Origin of the sequence: Cronobacter dublinensis subsp. dublinensis LMG 23823 (genome assembly GCF_001277235.1) — a bacterium.
GTDB lineage: Bacteria > Pseudomonadota > Gammaproteobacteria > Enterobacterales > Enterobacteriaceae > Cronobacter > Cronobacter dublinensis.
In genome coordinates, this window is the sequence record NZ_CP012266.1 from 3,266,173 (window position 1) to 3,288,023 (window position 21,851).

Below are 21,851 nucleotides of genomic sequence, written 5' to 3' on the forward strand. Positions count from 1 at the left end.
AGCCGACTATAAAGTCGGCTCAATGTTTATTTTGTACCAAATATCTTGTCGCCCGCATCGCCGAGGCCCGGAATGATGTATCCCTGCTCGTTAAGCCCCTTATCAATAGACGCGGTATAAAGCTCGACATCCGGGTGCGCGTTTTCCAGCGCCTTGATGCCTTCCGGCGCGGCAACCAGTACCAGCACTTTGATGCTGGTGCAGCCGGCTTTCTTCAGCAGGTCGATGGTTGCGATCATAGAACCGCCTGTCGCCAGCATCGGGTCGACGACCAGCGCCATACGCTCGTCGATGTTGGAAACTAGCTTCTGGAAATACGGCACCGGCTCCAGCGTTTCTTCATCGCGGTAGATGCCAACGACGCTGATGCGCGCGCTCGGCACGTTCTCCAGCACGCCTTCCATCATGCCGAGACCGGCACGCAGAATAGGCACGACGGTAATTTTCTTCCCTTTGATCTGCTCGATTTCCACCGGGCCGTTCCAGCCTTCGATGGTCACTTTTTCCGTCAGCAGATCGGCGGTGGCTTCATAGGTCAGCAGGCTGCCGACTTCGGAGGCGAGTTCACGAAAACGCTTGGTGCTGATGTCATGCTCACGCATCAGGCCCAGCTTGTGTTTAACCAGCGGGTGTTTCACTTCGACGATCTTCATTCTCTTTCTCCCCAGCGAGGTGGCAGCCACAAAAAAAATCGCCGGATTATACCGCTTTTTGCGCGCCGCGCCATACGTAATGGGCTTGATCGGGATCAACCGAACAGAAGACAGCCATCTTATAAGTGTGTTTTATTCAACGCAACAAGCGCTCGCAAACGTTTGCCTGGACTGTTAGAATTGCCGCGATTTCTCTACTACCACCAACCGCAACCGCGTGGGGACTTTAGCAGTGACCGACAAAACCTCTCTCAGCTATAAAGATGCCGGTGTTGATATTGATGCTGGTAACGCTCTGGTCGACCGCATTAAAGGCGTCGTGAAAAAAACCCGTCGCCCGGAAGTGATGGGCGGCCTGGGCGGCTTCGGCGCGCTCTGCGCGCTGCCGCAGAAATACCGCGAGCCGGTGCTGGTCTCCGGTACCGACGGCGTCGGCACCAAGCTGCGTCTGGCGATGGATCTCAAGCGTCACGACACGATCGGCATCGACCTGGTGGCGATGTGCGTCAACGACCTGGTGGTACAGGGCGCCGAGCCGCTGTTCTTCCTCGACTACTACGCGACCGGAAAACTGGACGTAGAGACGGCGGCAAGCGTGATTAGCGGCATCGCCGAAGGCTGTTTACAGTCCGGCTGCGCGCTGGTCGGCGGCGAAACGGCGGAAATGCCGGGCATGTATCACGGCGAGGATTACGACGTGGCCGGTTTCTGCGTCGGCGTGGTGGAAAAATCAGAGATTATCGACGGCACGAAAGTGGCTGACGGCGATGTGCTGGTGGCGCTGGCCTCCAGCGGCCCGCACTCCAACGGCTACTCGCTGGTGCGCAAAATTCTTGAAGTGAGCGGCGCGGATCCGCAGACCACCGAGCTTGACGGTAAACCGCTCGCCGATCACCTGCTGGCCCCGACCCGCATCTATGTGAAGCCGGTGCTGGAACTGATTGAGAAGCTCGACGTTCACGCCATCGCCCACCTGACCGGCGGCGGCTTCTGGGAGAATATTCCGCGCGTGCTGCCGGATAACACCCAGGCGGTGATTGATGAATCCTCCTGGCAGTGGCCAGCGGTGTTCAACTGGTTGCAGCAGGCTGGCAATGTCAGCCGTCATGAAATGTACCGCACCTTTAACTGCGGCGTCGGTATGGTTATCGCCCTGCCTGCCGCCGGAGCGGACAAGGCGGTTGCGCTGCTCAATAGCCTTGGCGAAACTGCGTGGAAAATCGGCGCTATCAAAGCATCAGACGCCCAGGACCGCGTGGTTATTGCGTAATGAAGCGCATCGTAGTGCTGATTTCCGGCAGCGGCAGCAACCTGCAGGCCATCATGGATGCCTGCGCGCAGAAGAAAATCAACGGCGTCATCAGCGCCGTCTTCAGCAACAAGGCCGACGCGTTCGGCCTTGAGCGCGCGCGCGATGCGAACATTCCCGCTCACGCCTTAAGCGCGGGCGCGTTTGCGAGCCGCGACGCCTTTGATCGCGAGCTGATGCAGGAGATAGATGCGTATGCGCCAGATCTCGTGGTGCTGGCAGGCTACATGCGCATTCTGAGCCCGGCGTTTGTGGCGCACTATGAAGGACGGCTGCTGAATATCCACCCTTCTCTGCTGCCGAAATATCCGGGGCTGCATACCCACCGCCAGGCGCTCGCCAATGGCGACGACGAGCACGGCACGTCGGTACATTTTGTGACGGACGAGCTCGACGGCGGCCCGGTGATCTTGCAGGCCCGCGTTCCGGTGTTCGCGGGCGACACGGAAGAGGATGTTACCGCGCGCGTTCAGGCGCAGGAGCACGCCATTTATCCGCTGGTCGTCAGCTGGTTTGTCGAGGGCCGCCTCGCGATGCGCGAGGGCCGCGCCTGGCTTGACGGGCAGCCGCTCCCGCCGCAGGGTTACGCATCTGATGACTAAAGGGCCGCATGGCCCTTTATTTTTTTCTGCCCCGTGCCGTTAATACAGACAAACACAGCCAGAAGGCGTCCGCCAACCTCAAGGTTTTACAGGCTTTTTTGCGGCCTGTTCGAAAGCTCGCGGATAACTGTCATACTTTTCTGGCACAGTTGGACAGAGCATGACAAAGCTCGCCATAATAACCCCGAGACGGCGTTGCCACGTCCCGCGTTAATCAACCGGAGTGTGAGTAGTAATGGGTCAGGATAAGCTTTATATCGAAAAAGAACTGAGCTGGTTATCGTTCAACGAACGCGTTTTGCAGGAGGCGGCGGATAAATCCAATCCACTGATCGAGCGCATGCGCTTTCTTGGCATCTACTCCAATAACCTTGATGAATTTTATAAGGTCCGGTTCGCCGAGCTTAAGCGGCGCATTATTATCAGCGAAGAACAAGGGTTAAACTCCCATTCACGCCACCTGCTGGGCAAGATCCAGTCGCGGGTGCTGAAGGCGGATCAGGAGTTCGACGGCCTGTACAACGACCTGCTGCTGGAGATGGCGCGCAACCAGATCTTCCTTATCAACGAGCGTCAGCTCTCTGAAAACCAGCAGGTGTGGCTGCGCCACTACTTCAAACATTATCTGCGCCAGCACGTCACCCCGACGCTGATTAATCGCGATACCGATCTGGTGCAGTTTCTGAAAGACGATTACACCTATCTCGCGGTCGAAATCATCCGCGGCGAATCCATCCGCTACGCGCTGCTGGAGATCCCGGCTGACAAAGTGCCGCGCTTCGTCAATCTGCCGCCGGAGACGCCGCGTCGCCGCAAGCCAATGATCCTGCTCGATAACATCCTGCGCTTCTGCCTTGATGATATCTTCAAAGGCTTTTTCGACTACGACGCGCTGAACGCCTATTCGATGAAAATGACGCGCGACGCCGAGTACGATCTGGTGCATGAGATGGAATCAAGCCTGCTGGAGCTGATGTCCTCAAGCCTCAAGCAGCGCCTGACCGCCGAACCGGTGCGCTTTGTCTACCAGCGCGATATGCCGGACGCGATGGTTCAGATGCTGCGTGAAAAGCTCTCGATTTCGCGCTACGACTCCATCGTGCCGGGCGGCCGTTACCATAACTTTAAAGACTTCATCAGCTTCCCGAACGTCGGCAAAGCGAATTTAATCAATAAACCGCTGCCGCGCCTGCGCCACATCTGGTTCGATCAATTCCGCAACGGCTTTGACGCGATCCGCGAGCGCGACGTGCTGCTCTACTACCCGTACCACACGTTCGAGCATGTGCTGGAGCTGCTGCGTCAGGCGTCGTTCGACCCAAGCGTGCTGGCGATCAAAATCAATATTTACCGCGTGGCGAAAGATTCGCGCATTATTGACTCGATGATCCACGCCGCGCACAACGGCAAAAAAGTCACCGTGGTGGTGGAACTACAGGCGCGCTTTGATGAAGAGGCGAACATCCACTGGGCGAAACGCCTCACCGAAGCGGGCGTGCATGTGATCTTCTCGGCCCCGGGCCTCAAGATCCATGCCAAACTGTTCCTGATTTCGCGCAAAGAAGGCGAAGATGTGGTGCGCTACGCGCATATCGGCACCGGCAACTTTAACGAGAAAACCGCGCGTCTTTACACCGACTATTCGCTGCTGACTGCCGATGCGCGCATCACCAACGAAGTGCGCCGGGTGTTTAACTTTATCGAAAACCCCTACCGGCCGGTGAGCTTCGACTACCTGCTGGTATCGCCGCAGAATTCGCGCCGCCTGATGTACGAGATGATTGACCAGGAGATTGCCAACGCGCAGCAGGGGCTGCCGTCGGGGATTACGCTTAAGCTGAATAACCTCGTCGATAAAGGCCTGGTGGACCGGCTCTATGCGGCCTCCGGCTCCGGCGTGCCGGTTAATCTGCTGATCCGCGGTATGTGCTCGCTTATCCCGCAGCTTGAGGGGATCAGCGAAAATATCCAGGTCATCAGCATCGTCGACCGCTATCTTGAACATGACAGGGTTTATATTTTCGAAAACGGCGGCGATAAACGCGTTTACCTGTCGTCTGCCGACTGGATGACGCGTAATATCGACTACCGCATTGAAGTCGCCGCGCCGTTGCTGGACCCGCGCCTTAAACAGCGCATTCTGGATATTATTGATATCCTGTTCAGTGATACGGTGAAGGCCCGTTATGTGGATAAAGAACTGAGCAATCGCTATGTGCCGCGTGGCAATCGCCGCAAAGTTCGCGCACAATTGGCGATTTACGATTACATCAAATCTCTTGAACAGCCTGAATAATCTATGCCGATAACTTCTGATGCTCCACGACCGGAGGAATTTGCTGCGGTCGATCTCGGCTCTAACAGCTTCCATATGGTGATAGCCCGTGTGGTGGATGGCGCCATGCAAATCATTGGTCGCCTGAAACAGCGCGTCCATCTGGCCGACGGGCTGGATGAAAATAATATGCTGAGCGAAGAGGCCATGGAGCGCGGCCTCGCGTGTCTCTCCCTGTTCGCCGAGCGCCTGCAGGGCTTTTCCGCAGCCAACGTCTGCATCGTCGGCACGCATACGCTGCGTCAGGCGTCCAACGCGACGGATTTCCTCAGACGCGCGGAAAAGGTGATCCCCTACCCGATTGAAATCATCTCCGGCAACGAAGAAGCGCGCCTGATCTTTATGGGGGTGGAACACACCCAGCCGGAGCGCGGACGCAAGCTGGTGATTGATATCGGCGGCGGCTCGACGGAACTGGTGATTGGCGAAGATTTCGAACCGCAGCTGGTGGAGAGCCGCCGTATGGGCTGCGTCAGCTTTGGGCAGCATTTCTTCCCGAATGGCGAAATCACGCCGGATAATTTCCGTCGCGCGCGTCTTGCCGCGGTGCAAAAGCTCGAAAGTCTCGCCTGGCAGTACCGTCTGAAGGGCTGGACCGTGGCGCTGGGTGCCTCCGGCACCATCAAAGCCGCCCATGAAGTGCTGGTGGAGATGGGCGAAAAAGACGGTTTTATCACGCCGGATCGCCTCGATATGCTGCGCGACGAAGTGCTGAAATTCGGCCAGTTCTCCGCCCTCACCCTGCCGGGGCTTTCGGACGAGCGCAAAGTGGTGTTTGTGCCGGGGCTCGCTATCCTCTGCGGCGTGTTTGACGCGCTGGCTATCCGCGAGCTGCGGCTCTCCGACGGCGCGCTGCGTGAGGGCGTGCTGTATGAGATGGAAGGCCGTTTCCGCCATCAGGATATCCGCATTCGCACCGCGCAGAGCCTTGCCAATCAGTACCATATCGACAGAGAACAGGCGCACCGCGTGCTGGACACCACCATGCTGATGTATGAGCAGTGGGAACAGCAGAACGCGAAGCTTTCCAACCCGTCGCTGGCGGCGCTGCTGAAGTGGGCGGCGATGCTGCATGAGGTCGGGCTTGGCATCAATCACAGCGGCCTGCACCGCCATTCGGCGTATATCCTTCAGCACAGCGATCTGCCGGGTTTTAATCAGGAGCAGCAGATGATGATGGCGACGCTGGTGCGCTATCACCGCAAGGCGATTAAGCTCGATGAGCTGCCGCGCTTTACGCTGTATAAGAAAAAGCAGTTCCTGCCGCTTATTCAGCTGCTGCGTCTTGGCGTGCTGCTGAATAATCAGCGCCAGGCGACCACCACGCCGCCCACGCTCGTGCTGCATACCGACGAGAACCACTGGACGCTGCGCTTCCCGCACGACTGGTTCAGTCAGAACGCGCTGGTGCTGCTGGATCTCGAACGCGAGCAGCAGTACTGGGAAGGCGTGACCGGCTGGAAGCTGAATATCGAAGAAGAAGCGAGCCCGGAAGTGGCCGCCTGAAACGCAAAACGGTGAGCCTGGCTCACCGTTTTTTTGCTATTGCGCCACCGCTTGCGGTTTTCCGGCGACCAGCGACTCCAGCGGCTGCGGCTTGCCAATCACATACCCCTGCAAATAATCGATGCCGAGCGAACAGGCCACCGTTTTAATCTCTTCGCTTTCGACATATTCCGCCACCACCTGCATATTCTTCATGCGCGCCAGATGGCACATTGATTCGACAATCTGATAATCGAGACTGCTGGTGACGATATTGCGGATAAAGCTGCCGTCGATTTTCAGGATATCGGCGTTAATACTTTTCAGCCGCGCATAGCTGGCGTAGCCGGTGCCGAAATCGTCGATGGCGATGCGGCATCCCATCGCGCGCAGCCGCGAGAGTGTTATCTGGGTCTGCTCCACATTGGTAAACGACTGGCTTTCGGTGATTTCGAAAATCAGCTGCCAGGGCTCGACATGATAGCGCGCCAGCAGCCGCTGCACTTCGCCCGGAAACGGTACGCGGCAGACCGTAGCGGGCGTCAGGTTAATCGAAAACCGGCTGGCGGGCAGCGCGTCGCGGGAGGCGTCCATAAATTTCAGCGTGCTTTCCAGCACCATCAGGTCGATACGCGACGACAGACCAAACTCATGCGCCACCGGCAGAAAAATTTCCGGCGCGATAAGCTCGCCATCCTCGCCGTGCATACGCAGCAGGATTTCGTAGTAGCTGTCGCCGCGCATGCCCTCGATACGCTGCGCCATCAGGCGAAAATGATGATTATCCAGCGCCTGCTGCAGGCGGTTCAGCATATCCACTTTGAGCTTCACGCCCTTCTGGACATGGTTCGCGCCGCGACACTGGAGGCTTTCGGGCTGGTTGGTGGCGAGCGACAGATCCGCCATCGTGCTCATCTCGCCAAGCAGCAGATGCAGGTGCGTGACCGGCGCGCGCACGAAGCTGTAGCTGATGCCGACCTGCGGTTGCAGTGGCATGCCGTCCCACATAAAGCGGAACTGGCGCACGCGTTTATCCAGCGCGTCAATGCGCTCCAGATAAGACTCGGTATGAATACGTAGCACGATATCGTGCCCGGAGAGCTGGTAGGCGAGCTCGTCCGGCAGCAGGCTCTGGCGCAGCCACGCCGCCAGCTGCTGCTTATAAAGAATACGCAGCATCACGCCGTAGTTGCGCCCGAGCAGCTCCAGCTCCGGGATACGCATAAAGCACAGCACCGACCACGGCGCTTTAGCGAGATCGCGATTCAGCGCCCGTAAATTCGGCATATGGCTGAGCGGGTCAATGAGCGCCAGACGCCTGCCGCGCAGGTGCATCAGGCGCTGGCGAGTGGCGGTGAGCGCCATGAATACGATAACCAGCGAAAACACGCCATAACTGGAGGTGTTGATCACCATCTGGGTTTCGTAGCCGGGCACCGCCGGGAAGTAGAGATAGTAGTAATGGCACAGCAGCGCCAGCACAGGCGTCCAGACCGTGGTGATAGAGAAATAACCAAAGCGCATCGCGCCCCACAGCATGACGGGCAGCAGCAGCGAGAGCGTGTAGGTGGTATTAAACAGCGAACTGCTGTCGCCCGTCGGCTGCACCAGACAGCCGAGCAGAAACAGAATAATGGCCGTCCAGACCACCACTTCCGTTTTGCTGACCTTTTTATCGCGCTGCGCCCGCGCCTGAGAGAGAAAGCTCTTCAGATAGCGCGGATGGCGCAGCACGCGAATGATGAGATAAAAAAACGGCGTGCCCGTCAGGCAACCGACCAGCACCGCCTGATAGCTGATAAGCGTCAGAACGGTAAACGGGTTATCGCCGGTCAGCGAGGTGGGCCGTTCATACAGGCCGAGAAAAGCGGCTATCTGATAAAAGAGGATAAATACCGTCGCGTTGAAAAACACTAGCCAGAACATGCGCTGCGCGCCGCTTCGCGTGTGCCACCAGGAAACCGCATGATGACCGGGCGCGAAAATTCGGTAACCCCACCAGCTGAGTGCCGTCGCCACGATAAAATTCAGCAACGTCACGCTTAAATCGAGCAGGCCTACGTTGCGATGATAATAGACGAGAACGCCAAGCGCGATGCCGGGCAGCGCGCGACGCCCATAGAGCATCACTAAGGCGCTAAACAGCGACAGCGGTAAGTAATAAAGCACGACAAGCCCGCCATCGATATGCGCGTAGGTATTCCCGGCGCGGGCGAGTGGCAGCAGCAGCAGCGTCAATACCAGCGGCAGCGCCCACCACTTGTCTTTATTTTTTCTGAGGATTTCAACCAATAACATAGATGCTCGATACCAGGCCCCATGTTCCAGGGCAAGAATTTCAGGCAGGCATCCGACCTGGCTGTTGTGTTGTAAACCGCGGCCAATCTGAGCCGGACGCGGCGCGATTAGCCGATTTTAGTCAGAGGAAACCGCTTTCCATTGATATACATCAAGTGACGCAGCCGTACCCTCTGCCAGCGCACACTTGCAGAAAAAGACGCATATCACTTTATTAATCAACTTATTAAATATATTGATAAAAAGCATATTTTGCCGTTCTGTACGCAATTTTACATGATGAATAATTGACCTCTTCGCCTCGCTGTGCCTTAATATTTACGTCGCCCGCAGATGACGGGTAAATTTAAAGGGTAAAGGCGTGTCACAGGCCACCAGCATACGAAGACGGCATCGATTCAACAGTCGAATGACCCGCATTGTACTGCTTATCAGTTTTCTTTTCTTCTTTGGTCGCTTTATCTACTCCGCCGTCGGCGCGTGGTATCACCACCAGGATAAAGTCCAGGCCCAGCAACTCAGCATGACTCTCGACTCCTCTTCGCAGCAACAGCCGCGCTAGTGTCTTAAAGCCCCATTGCGACGCCACAGAAAAACGCCCGCAATCGATGATTAACGGGCGTTTTTGTTTGTATTGTTCTGCTCCAGGCTCTGGTGCGCTCACTAAATATCTTCAGCCATGCTCTGGCCGCATAAACGCATTCAAACACAGGCTGTAACTACACCGTCTAATAAAAGCCATGCCGCTTATAAAAGAAAAACCCTCTGTAAAAACAGAGGGCTTAATAACGTTAATGGATAATAAACAGAGAATGACGGTTCTGCTTATTCCCACTCAATCGTGGCTGGTGGCTTACCGCTGATGTCATACACCACGCGGGAAATGCCGTTGACTTCGTTGATGATGCGGTTGGAGACGCGCCCCAGGAAATCGTACGGCAGATGCGCCCAGTGGGCGGTCATGAAGTCGATGGTTTCCACCGCGCGCAGCGAGACGACCCAGTCATATTTACGGCCATCGCCCATCACGCCGACGGAGCGCACCGGCAGGAATACCGCAAATGCCTGGCTCACTTTGTCGTAAAGATCGGCGCGACGCAGTTCTTCAATAAAGATGGCGTCAGCGCGGCGCAGCAGATCGCAGTACTCTTTTTTCACTTCGCCCAGTACGCGAACGCCGAGGCCCGGGCCCGGGAACGGGTGACGGTACAGCATGTCGTACGGCAGGCCGAGCTCCAGACCAATCTTGCGCACTTCGTCTTTGAACAGCTCTTTAAGCGGCTCGACGAGGCCCATTTTCATCTCTTTCGGCAGGCCGCCCACGTTGTGGTGCGATTTGATAACGTGCGCTTTGCCGGTCGCCGACGCGGCAGATTCAATCACGTCAGGGTAAATGGTGCCCTGCGCCAGCCATTTCACGTCTTCAAGCTTCAGGGCTTCTTCATCGAACACTTCAACAAACACGCGGCCGATGATCTTACGTTTCGCTTCCGGATCGTTCTCGCCCGCCAGCGCGTTGAGGAAACGATCTTCCGCCGGAACGTGAACAATGTTGAGACCGAAATGGTCGCCGAACATATCCATCACCTGCTCGGCTTCGTTCAGGCGCAGCAGGCCGTTATCAACGAAGACGCAGGTCAGACGGTCGCCAATCGCGCGGTGCAGCAGCATCGCGGTAACGGAGGAGTCTACGCCGCCGGAAAGACCGAGGATCACGCGGTCATTGCCCACCTGCTGACGGATGCGCTCAACGGCATCATCGATGATTTTTGCCGGCGTCCACAGCGCTTCACACTCGCAGATGTCGCGCACAAAGCGCTCCAGCATACGCAGGCCCTGGCGGGTGTGGGTCACTTCCGGGTGGAACTGTACGCCGTAGAAGCGTTTTTCTTCGTTCGCCATAATCGCGAACGGGCAGGTTTCAGTGCTGGCGACGGTCACGAAATCAGACGGAATGGCGGTCACTTTGTCGCCGTGGCTCATCCAGACATCCAGCAGCGGATTGCCGTCGGCGCTCAGCGCATCTTCAATGCCGCGCACCAGCGCGCTATCGGTTTTCACTTCCACCTGCGCATAGCCGAATTCACGCTCGTTAGAGCCTTCGACGTGGCCGCCAAGCTGCATCGCCATGGTCTGCATGCCGTAGCAGACGCCCAGCACCGGCACGCCGGCGTTAAACACATATTCCGGCGCGCGCGGGCTGTTTTCTTCAGTGGTGCTTTCCGGGCCGCCCGAGAGAATGATCCCGTTAGGGTTAAAGCCGCGGATCTGCTCTTCCGTCACGTCCCAGGCCCACAGTTCGCAGTAAACGCCCAGCTCGCGCACGCGGCGGGCCACCAGTTGGGTGTACTGAGAACCGAAGTCGAGGATAAGGATACGATGCTTATGAATGTTGTCCGTCATTGACGCGTTTTCCAGAAAGTAGCTGATACAAAGTAAACGCCCGACGCGAACGCCGGGCGGGGAAAATTAAGAACCCATGCGGTAGTTCGGAGACTCTTTAGTAATGGTCACATCGTGAACGTGGCTTTCCTGAATACCCGCGCCGCTGATGCGCACGAATTCCGCTTTGGTGCGCAGCTCATCAATCGTGCCACAGCCGGTCAGCCCCATGCAGGAGCGCAGGCCGCCCATCTGCTGGTGGATAATCTCTTTCAGACGGCCTTTATACGCTACGCGGCCTTCGATGCCTTCCGGCACCAGCTTGTCAGCGGCGTTATCGGTCTGGAAGTAGCGGTCGGATGAGCCTTTGGACATCGCGCCAAGCGAGCCCATGCCGCGGTAGGATTTGTAAGCACGGCCCTGGTAGAGTTCAATTTCGCCAGGAGATTCGTCGGTGCCTGCCAGCATGGAGCCGACCATCACGACGCTTGCGCCTGCCGCGATCGCTTTAGCGATATCGCCGGAGAAACGGATGCCGCCATCGGCGATAACCGGAATGCCGGTGCCTTCCAGCGCTTCAACCGCGTCCGCCACGGCGGTGATCTGCGGTACGCCCACGCCGGTCACGATACGGGTGGTACAGATAGAGCCCGGGCCGATGCCCACTTTGACCGCGCTGACGCCCGCGTCCGCCAGGGCTTTCGCGCCCGCAGCCGTCGCGACGTTACCGCCGATGATTTGCAGATCCGGGTATTTCGCGCGGGTTTCGCGAATGCGCTGCAGCACGCCTTCGGAATGGCCATGTGAGGAGTCGATCAGCAGTACGTCAACACCAGCGGCAACCAGCGCGTCGACACGCTCTTCGTTACCGGCGCCAGCGCCCACCGCGGCACCAACGCGCAGACGGCCCTGCTCGTCTTTACAGGCGTTCGGTTTACGTTCGGCTTTCTGGAAATCTTTTACGGTGATCATGCCGCGCAGGTGGAAGCTATCGTCCACAACCAGCGCTTTCTCAACGCGTTTTTCGTGCATCTTCGCCAGTACGACGTCGCGGGACTCGCCTTCGCGAACGGTCACCAGACGCGCTTTAGGCGTCATGTAGACGCTGACCGGCTGATTCAGATCGGTAACGAAACGCACGTCACGCCCGGTGATAATGCCCACCAGCTCGTTATCTTCGGTAACGACCGGGTAGCCTGCAAACCCGTTACGCTCGGTCAGCTCTTTCACTTCGCGAAGCGTGGTGGTCGGCAGTACGGTCTGTGGGTCCGTGACCACACCGGACTCATGTTTTTTCACGCGCTTAACTTCTTCCGCCTGGCGCTCGATAGACATGTTTTTGTGGATAAAGCCGATGCCGCCTTCCTGCGCCAGGGCAATCGCCAGACGCGCTTCGGTTACGGTGTCCATGGCCGCTGAAAGCATGGGGATGTTCAGGCGAATAGTTTTGGTCAGCTGGGTGCTGAGATCCGCGGTATTCGGCAGAACGGTAGAGTGAGCGGGAACGAGGAGAACGTCGTCAAACGTCAGTGCTTCTTTAGCGATACGTAGCATGGGCAATATCTCAACCTGGGGTGAATGAGAACAGATAAAATATTGCCGCGGCATTATACAGAGCGTAACCGATTGCTTCTACATTTTTTTGCGAAAAAAGGTTGCGATCGCCAGGACGCAGGTTACTATCGACTGAATAACCTGCTGATTTAAAATTTGATCCAGCTCACATGCCGCTTACTCAGACACCCTCAGTTTTTACCGTCAGCCGCCTTAACCAGAGCGTTCGTCTGCTGCTTGAGCAGGAGATGGGCCAGGTCTGGATCAGCGGTGAAATCTCCAATTTCAGCCAGCCCGCGTCCGGGCACTGGTACTTCACGCTCAAAGATGACACCGCCCAGGTGCGCTGCGCGATGTTTCGCAACAGCAACCGGCGGGTCACCTTCCGCCCGCAGCATGGCCAGCAGGTGCTGGTGCGCGCCAATATCACGCTTTATGAGCCGCGCGGCGACTATCAAATTATCGTCGAAAGCATGCAGCCCGCGGGCGAAGGCCTGCTGCAACAGCGCTATGAACAGCTCAAGCAGCAGCTCGCCGCCGAAGGGCTGTTCGACACCACGCTGAAAAAGCCGCTGCCCTCCCCGGCGCGTCAGGTGGGCGTGATCACCTCGAAAACCGGCGCGGCGCTGCATGATGTGCTGAACGTACTGCGCCGACGCGACCCGTCGCTGCCGGTCATCATCTACCCCACCGCCGTACAGGGCGACGACGCGCCCGCGCAGATCGTGCGCGCCATTGAGCTTGCCAACCTGCGTGACGAGTGCGACGTGCTAATCGTCGGGCGCGGCGGCGGCTCGCTGGAAGATTTGTGGAGTTTTAACGACGAGCGCGTGGCGAGGGCGATTTTCGCGAGCCGCATTCCGGTGGTGAGCGCGGTCGGCCATGAAACCGACGTGACCATCGCGGATTTCGTCGCTGATCTGCGCGCGCCGACGCCGTCCGCGGCGGCGGAAATCGTCAGCCGCAATCAGCTTGAGCTGCTGCGTCAGGTGCAGGGATTACAGCAGCGTCTTGAAATGGCGATGGATTACTCGCTGGCCAATCGCCAGCAGCGCTTTACGCGTCTGCACCATCGTCTGGAACAGCAGCACCCGCAGCTGCGCCTCGCCCGTCAGCAGACACTGCTGATGCGCCTGCGCCAGCGGATGGACAACGCGCTCGACAGCCGTCTGCGTCAGGCGACCCAACGGCAGGCCCGTCTGGCGCAGCGTCTTAACCAGCAGCAGCCGCTGCCACGCCTGCATCGCGCCTCGGCGCGCATTCAGCAGCTCGAGTATCGGCTCGCCCAGACAGTCTCAGCGCGCCTCAGCCACACGCGTGAGCGCTTTGGCAACGCCATCACGCATCTGGAGGCCGTGAGCCCGCTGGCGACGCTGGCACGCGGCTACAGCGTCACTACGGCGCCGAATGGCAACGTGCTGAAGGCGACGAAGCAGGTGCAGCCAGGCGACACGCTGACCACACGGCTGGCGGACGGCTGGGTGGAAAGCGAAGTGCGCCAGATCACGCCTGCCAAAAAAACGCGCAAAAAGAAAACCGGATAAGCCTCAGGGGCAATCAGCGGGTCACGAACTATACTGCAAGTGTTGGTTTTTTCAACGGCACTTGCCGTGTAAGGAGACCCTAATGAACCAGTCACGTTATCCAACCGTTATTCCCCCGTACATCCTGCGTCGCATTATCGACAATGGCTCAGCCCCCCAGCAGCAGAAAGCGCGCCAGACCCTCACCCATGTTCAGACGCTGATGGCCCATCAGCACAAAGAGGCCGCTGCCGCGCATGTCGCCGCCAAAGGCAAACTGGAGCGCGATATCTATGACGCCCAGAACCGCGAAGCGCTGCCAGGCGAGCTCGTGCGCCGCGAAGGCGCACCATCCAACGGCGATGTCGCCGTGGACGAAGCCTACGACTATCTGGGCGTTACGCACGATTTCTTCTGGAAAGCGTATCAGCGCGACTCGCTGGACAACAAAGGCCTCGTGCTCAGCGGCACGGTGCATTACGGGCGTGAATACCAGAACGCCTTCTGGAACGGCCAGCAGATGGTGTTCGGCGATGGCGACGGCGAAATCTTCAACCGCTTTACCATCGCCATTGACGTGGTGGGGCATGAGCTGAGCCACGGCGTGACGGAAACCGAAGCGGGACTTATCTACTTCGAGCAGGCGGGCGCGCTTAATGAATCGCTCTCCGATGTCTTCGGCTCGCTGGTGAAGCAGTACCATCGCCAGCAGACGGCGGATCAGGCGGACTGGATCATCGGCGAAGGGCTGCTTGCGCAAGGCATTAACGGCATCGGTTTGCGGTCGATGTCAGCGCCCGGCACGGCCTATGACGACCCGCTGCTGGGTAAAGATCCGCAGCCCGGCCATATGGATGATTTTGTAAAAACCCGCGAAGACAACGGCGGCGTACACATCAACTCCGGCATTCCGAACCGCGCGTTTTACCTGGCGGCGACCGCTATTGGCGGTTACGCCTGGGAAAAAGCGGGCTATGCCTGGTATGACACCGTGTGTGACCGCTCACTTTCTCAGAACGCCGATTTCGCGAGTTTCGCGAAGCTGACCATTGAGCATGGCCGTAAACGCTCCGGCGACAGCGTGGCGCAGGCTATCGAACAGGCGTGGAAAACCACAGGAGTGTTGTGATGGATTTGCCAGATCTGACGGATGACGCCGTCGTAGAGCTGGCGCGTGAAGGCGGCGTGGCGTACATGCCACGCCTGGCCGGTCAGCGGCGCATCGCCGTCGCTGAACTGAACGCCGAACAGCGCCAGCGGCTTATCGATATTCTGCATCAGGCGCTGCCGCAGGCCTCTCCGCCAGGGCAGCCCGATTCGCCAGGGCGCGGCGACCAGCGCTATTTCCGCATCCAGATCCTCTGGACGCAGCACAATCAGGCCGGTTATGCCGACATCGTACTTCTGGTGCCGGAAAACGCCGCGCCGGAAGGGCTGCGCGAGCTCTGGAAGCGTGGCGAAGGCTGTATCTGCGACTAGTGCGCCTGGAGCGTGAAATCGACGCGTTTTTTCGAAATCAGCCCGTGGCCGTTACGGCAGAAATAGTCCACCGCGCCGCATGCTTTCAGCACTTCCAGTGGCTGATGGCATTCAGGGCAGCGTGCTTCAACCTGATAATCCTGATGACAGGTGGCGCAGTGCGCGCCGCGCTCGCTCGGCTCAAGCGGGTTTTGACAGTTCGGACAATGTAATTCCACGCGTTACCTCCTTAAAAACAGAGCGGGAGTCATCATGACTCCCGCTTCGGTTATTTACTTTTCTTGATGTGCTTAATCAGGCGTTTACGCTTACGCAGCTGGTTTGGCGTCAGCGTGTTGCGCTTGTTCGCGAACGGGTTCGCGCCTTCCTTGAACTGAATACGAATAGGCGTGCCCATGACGTCCAGCGATTTACGGAAGTAGTTCATCAGATAGCGCTTGTAGGAATCCGGCAGGTCTTTTACCTGAGTGCCGTGGATGACCACAATCGGCGGGTTATAACCGCCCGCATGCGCATATTTCATCTTCACGCGGCGACCGCGCACCATCGGCGGCTGGTGATCTTCTTCCGCCATCTTCATGATGCGGGTCAACAGCGCGGTGCTGACGCGGCGCGTGGAGCTATCATAGGCTTCACGGATCGATTCAAACAGGTTGCCAACGCCGCTGCCGTGCAGCGCGGAGATGAAGTGTACGCGGGCGAAATCGATAAAGCCGAGACGGTAATCCAGCGTCTCTTTGACTTCGTCCTTCACTTCCTGGCTGAGACCGTCCCACTTGTTGACGACAATTACCAGCGAGCGGCCGCTGTTAAGGATAAAGCCCAGCAGCGAGAGGTCCTGATCGGAAATGCCTTCGCGCGCGTCAATCACCAGCAGCACCACGTTGGCGTCTTCGATAGCCTGCAGCGTTTTGATGACCGAGAATTTCTCTACGACATCGGTAATTTTGCCGCGCTTACGCACGCCCGCGGTGTCGATGAGGACGAACTCGCGCCCGTCGCGCTCCATCGGGATGTAGATGCTGTCACGGGTGGTGCCCGGCATGTCGAAAACCACCACGCGGTCTTCGCCGAGAATACGGTTGGTAAGCGTTGACTTACCAACGTTCGGACGCCCGACGATAGCCAGTTTAATCGGCAGATCCTGCGGATTGAAGTCGTCTTCTTCCTCTTCTTCCGGGATTTCGCCGTTCTGCTCGGCTTCAAACTGCGCCCAGTATTCGGCTTCTTCGTCCACTTCTTCCCGGGGATCGATATCGTCCATCCACGGTACCAGCACATGTTCCAGCAGCGAGGTCACGCCACGGCCATGAGAAGCGGCAATCGGATGAATTTCACCAAGACCGAGCGAGTAGAAATCCGCAACCGCCTGATCCGGGTCGAGACCGTCGGTTTTGTTGGCGACCAGGAACGTCGGCTTCTGGCGGCTGCGCAGATGCTGGGCGATAGCCTCATCCGCCGGCATCAGGCCCGCGCGGGCGTCGACCATGAAAAGCACCACGTCGGCTTCTTCAATCGCCAACAGCGACTGTTCCGCCATGCGGGTTTCCACCCCTTCTTCCGCGCCGTCGATACCGCCGGTATCGATGCAGATAAATTCACGTCCTTCTACTTCGGCACGACCATATTTGCGGTCACGCGTCAGCCCCGGGAAATCCGCTACCAGCGCATCCCGGGTGCGGGTTAAACGGTTGAACAACGTGGATTTTCCGACGTTAGGGCGCCCGACCAGCGCGACCACAGGTATCATTGTTAAAGCCTCATTACTGATAAATCATTATTAAACCCGCCGCAAAGCGCGGGCTTCAGAAAACAGGAAACGGCCCCTGCGATAATCAGGAGCCGTTTTAGCTGTGCTACGCCTGTCTGTTAACGCGTGATCGCGTAGAGCGTGCCGTCTTTGGCCTGGATAAGGATCTTGTTATCCGCCACGACAGGCTCGGTCTGGAAGCCGGAGCTGTCCACTTTTTGCTGCGCCACAAAGCGGCCGTTATCGGTATCCATCCAGTGCAGGTAGCCTTCGCTGTCGCCTACGACCAGTGATCCATTATAGAGCACCGGCGTGGTGAGGTTACGGTGCAGCAGCTGCGTCTGTGTCCAGAGCGTGACGCCGCCTTCCACATTCAGCGCCAGCACGTTGTCGCTCTGGTCAACCAGGAAGATACGCCCGCCGTCGACGATGAAATCATTCACCGAGCCCAGCTCGCGTTTCCACATAATCTGACCGGAGCGCAGATCCAGCGCAGTCAGATTGCCGTTATACGCCAGCGCGTACACGACGCCGTTAACGATAACCGGCGTGGTATCGACATCGCTCAGACGATCGATTTCTGTCGCGCCCGTCGCCTGCGAAATGCGCTGCTGCCAGATCATCTGGCCGCGCTGCATCAACACCGCGCTGACGCGGCCGTTATCGCCGCCGACAATTGCGGCGCCAAAGGCGGACGCCGGTGCGGATTCACCGCGCAGCGAGAGCGACGGCATATCCAGGTTTACAGTCCATTTGATAGCGCCGTCGCTTTCATTCAGCGCCTGCAGCATGCCGTTGCTGGTATGAATCAGCACCAGGCCATCGCTGACGACCGGACGGGAGAGCGCTTCGCCCGCCACTTTGGTCTGCCATGCGACAGAGCCGTCAGACGTATTAAGCGCATAGACCTGCGCCTTTTCGCTGCCCACGTAGACATGCGCGCCAGCGGCGGTCACGCCACCCGACAGCAGCGCCGGACGGTTACGGGAGAAAAAGCCGGTTTTCTCAGAGAGATCGACGCTCCAGACTTCCTTGCCGTCCTGCGAATTAACGGCTTTCACGGTGCCGCGACGGTCTGCCGCGTAAACGGTGCCATCAAGGAATGCAGGGTGCAGGTTGGAGTAAAAATCGCCAATCCCGCTGCCTACGGAGGTGTCCCAGGCGACTTCCGGTGCAAACTGGTTTTCAACGGTCGGCAGCGGCGACATTTTCACCACGTCTTCTTCACCGCTAAACAGTGAGCAACCGCTTAACAGCGTGACGGAAAGCATCGCTGGCAGAACTAATTTACGCAATTGCATCGGGTCCCTCTCAGATGGACAAGTTATTGATTTTCATCTGCATCATATCGCCAAGCGCCGGAGAGTTTTTATCATTCACTCCTTTGCTCCAGGCATCACGCGCGCCCTGTTTATCGCCTTTACTCAGCAGCGCGTCACCGCGCAGATCGGCCACCATTGCCGACCAGTTTTCGCCTTTCACGCCGTCCAGGGTTTTCAGTGCGGCATCCGCCTGTTTCTGCTGGATCTGAATGCGCGCTAAGCGCAGGTTCATCAGCGAGCGCAGATTCTCGTCCTTCGCGTTCTCAATGCCCTGCTGCAACTGCTGCGCGGCTTTGTTGAGATCGTTTTTATCCACATAACGCTGCGCCAGTTCAAGCGAGGCCAGCGCGCCGTAGCTGTTCTGGTTCTGGGCGACGAACTGCTCCGCCGCGCTCAGAGTTTTCGGATCGTCTGCGCGGACATCCGTCATGACATTCTGATAGTGCAGCGACGTTTCGCGAGCGGAATCGACCTGCGAGCCGTTCCAGAAACGCCAGCCGACCAGCGCGCCAATCCCTAATACCACACCCACCGCCAGCGCTTTGCCGTTTTCAGCAAAGAAACGCTTTACCGCGTCGAGCTGCTCGTTTTCGTTCTCGTAAATTTCCACGCAGTCCTTCTCCTTAACGAAATGTCGCCGGGAAATCAGCCCAGCAGCGTTTGCAGATGCGCGGCCAGTTCGCTTTGCGCGAGCGCCTGTTGCTCACCTGAACGCAAATCTTTCACCACAACCTGACGGTTGGCGACTTCATCCTCGCCCAGAACCAGCGCGATACGCGCGCCCCATTTGTCTGCGCGGGCGAACTGCTTCTTGAAGTTGCCGCCGCCGTAGTTGGTCATCAGCTTGCAGCCCGGCAGCGCGTCACGCACACGCTCGGCCAGCTGCATTGCCGCCGACTGCGCGCCGTTGCCGGACGCAATCAGGTATATATCGACAACAGGATCCGCCGTAAATTCCGGATTTACCGCCTGAACCAGTAAAACGAGGCGCTCAAGGCCCATCGCAAAGCCCACCGCCGGGGTGGCGCGACCGCCTAACTGCTCCACCAGACCGTCGTAACGGCCACCCGCGCAGACCGTGCCCTGCGAGCCGAGGCTCGTCGTGACCCACTCAAACACGGTGCGGTTGTAGTAGTCGAGGCCGCGCACGAGGCGCTGATTGACGGTGTAAGCGATACCGGCGTCGTCAAGGAAAGCGCACAGGCCGGCGAAGTGCTCGCGGGAGTCTTCATCCAGGTAATCGCCCAGCATCGGCGCGTCGTTTAGCAGCGCCTGCACGTCCGGGTTTTTGGAATCCAGCACGCGCAGCGGGTTCGAATACATACGGCGTTTGCAGTCTTCATCAAGCTTATCGATGTGCTGCTCAAGGAACGCGATCAACGCGTCGCGATAGTTCGCGCGCGCTTCCAGAGAGCCGATAGAGTTCAGCTCCAGTGAAACATGCTCAGCGATGCCCAGCGCACGCCACCAGCGCGCGGTTAGCATAATCAGCTCCGCGTCGATATCCGGGCCCTGCAGGCCAAAGACCTCGGCACCAAGCTGGTGGAACTGACGATAGCGCCCTTTCTGCGGACGTTCGTGACGGAACATCGGGCCGATGTACCACAAGCGCTGTTCCTGATTGTACAGCAGACCATGTTCGATGCCGGCGCGCACGCAGCCCGCGGTGCCCTCAGGACGCAGCGTCAGGCTGTCGCCATTGCGGTCCTCAAAGGTATACATCTCTTTTTCAACCACGTCGGTCACTTCACCGATAGCGCGTTTGAACAACGGGGTCTGCTCTACAATCGGCAAACGGATTTCGCTGTAACCGTAGCTGCCGAGCACCTGCTTGAGTGTGCCTTCAATGCGCTGCCAGATGGCGGTATCGCCCGGCAGGTAATCGTTCATGCCGCGGATGGCTTGAATGTTTTTTGCCACGTTTATTCTCTTTTTCTATACAAAAAATGAACCCGAAACAGACCGCTCCGGTGTGGCTGGGGCGGTTTGCGGGTTCAATCATACACGGGAAGCACGCCGCTTCCCACGTTTGCGTTATTTTTCCAGCTGCTGCACGCTGATGCGACGGTTCTCATCCAGCATCGACGCCTTGGCGCGAATGCGGGCTTCGAGCTGCGCTATCATGTCGTCGTTATCGAGGCGATCTTTACGCACGCCTTCTTCGTAAAAGCCGCTTTTCTTGTTGCCGCCGGTGACGCCAAGTGTGGAAACCAGCGCTTCGCCTGGGCCATTCACCACGCAGCCAATAATCGAGACATCCATTGGCGTGATGATATCTTCCAGGCGCTGCTCCAGCGCGTTCACCGTGCCAATCACGTCAAACTCCTGACGGGAACAGGTCGGGCAGGCGATGAAGTTAATGCCGCGTGAGCGAATGCGCAGCGATTTCAGAATATCGAAACCGACCTTGATCTCCTCGACAGGATCGGCCGCGAGCGAAATACGCAGGGTGTCTCCGATCCCTTCGGACAGCAGCAGGCCAAGGCCGATCGCGGATTTCACCGCGCCTGCGCGCGCGCCGCCCGCCTCGGTGATCCCCAGATGCAGCGGCTGATCGATCTGCTTTGCCAGCAGACGATATGACTCCACGGCGAGGAAAACGTCAGAGGCTTTCACGCTCACTTTGAATTGATCGAAGTTGAGCCGATCCAGGTGATCGACATGGCGCATGGCGGATTCCAGCAGCGCCTGCGGCGTCGGCTCGCCATACTTTTCCTGCAGATCTTTTTCAAGCGATCCGGCGTTAACGCCGATGCGGATCGGAATGTTTTTATCGCGCGCGCAGTCCACCACCGAGCGGATACGCTCTTCATTGCCGATATTGCCGGGGTTAATGCGCAGGCAGTCGACGCCATACTCGGCCACTTTCAGCGCGATGCGGTAGTCGAAGTGAATATCCGCGACCAGCGGAACGTTGACCTGCTGCTTGATGAGACGAAACGCCTCAGCGGCATCCATCGTCGGCACCGAGACGCGAACGATATCCGCGCCCACGCGCTCCAGCGCTTTGATTTGATTGACCGTCGCCTCGACATCCGTCGTGCGCGTATTGGTCATCGACTGTACGGCGATGGGTGCGCCATCGCCGATGGGGACGTTACCGACGTATATCCGTTTAGATTTTCTACGCTGAATGGGCGCTTCATTATGCATGACAAA

At 58.1% G+C, this 21,851-nt stretch carries 18 protein-coding genes; 8 read left to right on the forward strand and 10 right to left on the reverse strand.

Annotated features, from left to right (window positions below; translation table 11 throughout):
* Nucleotides 1-26: 26 nt before the first annotated feature.
* Nucleotides 27-653: a uracil phosphoribosyltransferase gene (gene upp / locus AFK67_RS15035; protein ID WP_007721223.1), complete on the reverse strand. Its 627-nt coding sequence runs from the start codon at nt 651-653 to the stop codon at nt 27-29.
* A gap of 232 nt (nt 654-885) precedes the next feature.
* Between upp and purM the strand changes: the two genes are divergently transcribed.
* From purM to ppx, 4 genes are all read left to right on the forward strand, one after another.
* Nucleotides 886-1,923: a phosphoribosylformylglycinamidine cyclo-ligase gene (gene purM, locus AFK67_RS15040; protein ID WP_007721222.1), complete on the forward strand. Its 1,038-nt coding sequence runs from the start codon at nt 886-888 to the stop codon at nt 1,921-1,923.
* The gene (gene purN, locus AFK67_RS15045; RefSeq protein WP_007721221.1) at nt 1,923-2,564 is read left to right on the forward strand and encodes a phosphoribosylglycinamide formyltransferase; all 642 of its coding nucleotides are present in this window, start codon (nt 1,923-1,925) and stop codon (nt 2,562-2,564) included. The genes purM and purN overlap by 1 nt, the downstream gene beginning before the upstream one ends.
* 235 nt (nt 2,565-2,799) lie before the next feature.
* The gene (gene ppk1, locus AFK67_RS15050) at nt 2,800-4,860 is read left to right on the forward strand and encodes a polyphosphate kinase 1 (RefSeq protein WP_038883078.1); all 2,061 of its coding nucleotides are present in this window, start codon (nt 2,800-2,802) and stop codon (nt 4,858-4,860) included.
* A gap of 3 nt (nt 4,861-4,863) precedes the next feature.
* Nucleotides 4,864-6,405, forward strand: coding sequence for an exopolyphosphatase (ppx, locus tag AFK67_RS15055; protein ID WP_007712815.1), 1,542 nt, complete (start codon nt 4,864-4,866; stop codon nt 6,403-6,405).
* Between the two features lie 36 nt (nt 6,406-6,441).
* Here the strand turns inward: ppx and AFK67_RS15060 are convergent, their stop codons facing one another.
* Nucleotides 6,442-8,682, reverse strand: a complete 2,241-nt coding sequence (locus tag AFK67_RS15060) for a sensor domain-containing phosphodiesterase (RefSeq protein WP_007712812.1) — start codon at nt 8,680-8,682, stop codon at nt 6,442-6,444.
* A 361-nt stretch (nt 8,683-9,043) separates the two neighbouring features.
* Between AFK67_RS15060 and AFK67_RS22155 the strand changes: the two genes are divergently transcribed.
* The gene (locus tag AFK67_RS22155; RefSeq protein WP_071601058.1) at nt 9,044-9,244 is read left to right on the forward strand and encodes a YfgG family protein; all 201 of its coding nucleotides are present in this window, start codon (nt 9,044-9,046) and stop codon (nt 9,242-9,244) included.
* Between the two features lie 263 nt (nt 9,245-9,507).
* On the opposite strand, the gene guaA is transcribed toward AFK67_RS22155, so the two are convergent.
* Both guaA and guaB read right to left on the reverse strand, forming a co-directional pair.
* Nucleotides 9,508-11,085 (reverse strand): glutamine-hydrolyzing GMP synthase, encoded by a 1,578-nt coding sequence (gene guaA, locus AFK67_RS15065; RefSeq protein WP_038883077.1) that lies wholly within the window; start codon nt 11,083-11,085, stop codon nt 9,508-9,510.
* 66 nt (nt 11,086-11,151) lie between these two features.
* Complete coding sequence (guaB, locus tag AFK67_RS15070) at nt 11,152-12,618, reverse strand: IMP dehydrogenase (protein WP_007712790.1); 1,467 nt, start codon at nt 12,616-12,618, stop codon at nt 11,152-11,154.
* 170 nt (nt 12,619-12,788) lie between these two features.
* On the opposite strand from guaB, the gene xseA reads away from it, so the two are divergent.
* The 3 genes from xseA to AFK67_RS15085 all read left to right on the forward strand — a co-directional run bounded on the left by xseA (nt 12,789) and on the right by AFK67_RS15085 (nt 15,620).
* Nucleotides 12,789-14,162 carry an exodeoxyribonuclease VII large subunit gene (gene xseA / locus AFK67_RS15075; protein ID WP_007712787.1) on the forward strand — a complete coding sequence of 458 codons (1,374 nt, stop codon included), beginning with the start codon at nt 12,789-12,791 and terminating at the stop codon, nt 14,160-14,162.
* 82 nt (nt 14,163-14,244) lie between these two features.
* Nucleotides 14,245-15,270, forward strand: coding sequence for a M4 family metallopeptidase (locus AFK67_RS15080; RefSeq protein ID WP_007712785.1), 1,026 nt, complete (start codon nt 14,245-14,247; stop codon nt 15,268-15,270).
* Nucleotides 15,270-15,620, forward strand: a complete 351-nt coding sequence (locus AFK67_RS15085; protein WP_007712783.1) for a protealysin inhibitor emfourin — start codon at nt 15,270-15,272, stop codon at nt 15,618-15,620. The genes AFK67_RS15080 and AFK67_RS15085 overlap by 1 nt, the downstream gene beginning before the upstream one ends.
* Here the strand turns inward: AFK67_RS15085 and AFK67_RS15090 are convergent.
* From AFK67_RS15090 to ispG, 6 genes are all read right to left on the reverse strand, one after another.
* Entirely contained in the window at nt 15,617-15,838 is a 222-nt protein-coding gene (locus AFK67_RS15090; protein ID WP_007712780.1) for a zinc ribbon domain-containing protein, read from the reverse strand. The genes AFK67_RS15085 and AFK67_RS15090 overlap by 4 nt on opposite strands.
* A gap of 50 nt (nt 15,839-15,888) precedes the next feature.
* Nucleotides 15,889-17,370 carry a ribosome biogenesis GTPase Der gene (gene der / locus AFK67_RS15095; protein ID WP_038870322.1) on the reverse strand — a complete coding sequence of 494 codons (1,482 nt, stop codon included), beginning with the start codon at nt 17,368-17,370 and terminating at the stop codon, nt 15,889-15,891.
* Between the two features lie 119 nt (nt 17,371-17,489).
* A complete protein-coding gene (gene bamB, locus AFK67_RS15100; RefSeq protein ID WP_007712764.1) occupies nt 17,490-18,671 on the reverse strand; it encodes an outer membrane protein assembly factor BamB in 1,182 nt (393 codons plus the stop codon).
* A 10-nt stretch (nt 18,672-18,681) separates the two neighbouring features.
* Complete coding sequence (locus AFK67_RS15105) at nt 18,682-19,302, reverse strand: YfgM family protein (RefSeq protein WP_007751267.1); 621 nt, start codon at nt 19,300-19,302, stop codon at nt 18,682-18,684.
* A gap of 35 nt (nt 19,303-19,337) precedes the next feature.
* Nucleotides 19,338-20,612 (reverse strand): histidine--tRNA ligase, encoded by a 1,275-nt coding sequence (hisS, locus tag AFK67_RS15110; RefSeq protein WP_007712762.1) that lies wholly within the window; start codon nt 20,610-20,612, stop codon nt 19,338-19,340.
* Between the two features lie 114 nt (nt 20,613-20,726).
* The gene (gene ispG / locus AFK67_RS15115; protein WP_038870318.1) at nt 20,727-21,845 is read right to left on the reverse strand and encodes a flavodoxin-dependent (E)-4-hydroxy-3-methylbut-2-enyl-diphosphate synthase; all 1,119 of its coding nucleotides are present in this window, start codon (nt 21,843-21,845) and stop codon (nt 20,727-20,729) included.
* Nucleotides 21,846-21,851: the final 6 nt, after the last annotated feature.

Coding starts and splice junctions, on each gene's coding strand:
- upp (WP_007721223.1), bottom strand. CDS start 653: ATGAAGATCGTCGAAGTGAAACACCCGCTGGTTAAACACAAGCTGGGC.
- purN (WP_007721221.1), top strand. CDS start 1,923: ATGAAGCGCATCGTAGTGCTGATTTCCGGCAGCGGCAGCAACCTGCAG.
- ppk1 (WP_038883078.1), top strand. CDS start 2,800: ATGGGTCAGGATAAGCTTTATATCGAAAAAGAACTGAGCTGGTTATCG.
- ppx (WP_007712815.1), top strand. CDS start 4,864: ATGCCGATAACTTCTGATGCTCCACGACCGGAGGAATTTGCTGCGGTC.
- AFK67_RS15060 (WP_007712812.1), bottom strand. CDS start 8,682: ATGTTATTGGTTGAAATCCTCAGAAAAAATAAAGACAAGTGGTGGGCG.
- guaA (WP_038883077.1), bottom strand. CDS start 11,085: ATGACGGACAACATTCATAAGCATCGTATCCTTATCCTCGACTTCGGT.
- guaB (WP_007712790.1), bottom strand. CDS start 12,618: ATGCTACGTATCGCTAAAGAAGCACTGACGTTTGACGACGTTCTCCTC.
- xseA (WP_007712787.1), top strand. CDS start 12,789: ATGCCGCTTACTCAGACACCCTCAGTTTTTACCGTCAGCCGCCTTAAC.
- AFK67_RS15080 (WP_007712785.1), top strand. CDS start 14,245: ATGAACCAGTCACGTTATCCAACCGTTATTCCCCCGTACATCCTGCGT.
- AFK67_RS15085 (WP_007712783.1), top strand. CDS start 15,270: ATGGATTTGCCAGATCTGACGGATGACGCCGTCGTAGAGCTGGCGCGT.
- der (WP_038870322.1), bottom strand. CDS start 17,370: ATGATACCTGTGGTCGCGCTGGTCGGGCGCCCTAACGTCGGAAAATCC.
- bamB (WP_007712764.1), bottom strand. CDS start 18,671: ATGCAATTGCGTAAATTAGTTCTGCCAGCGATGCTTTCCGTCACGCTG.
- ispG (WP_038870318.1), bottom strand. CDS start 21,845: ATGCATAATGAAGCGCCCATTCAGCGTAGAAAATCTAAACGGATATAC.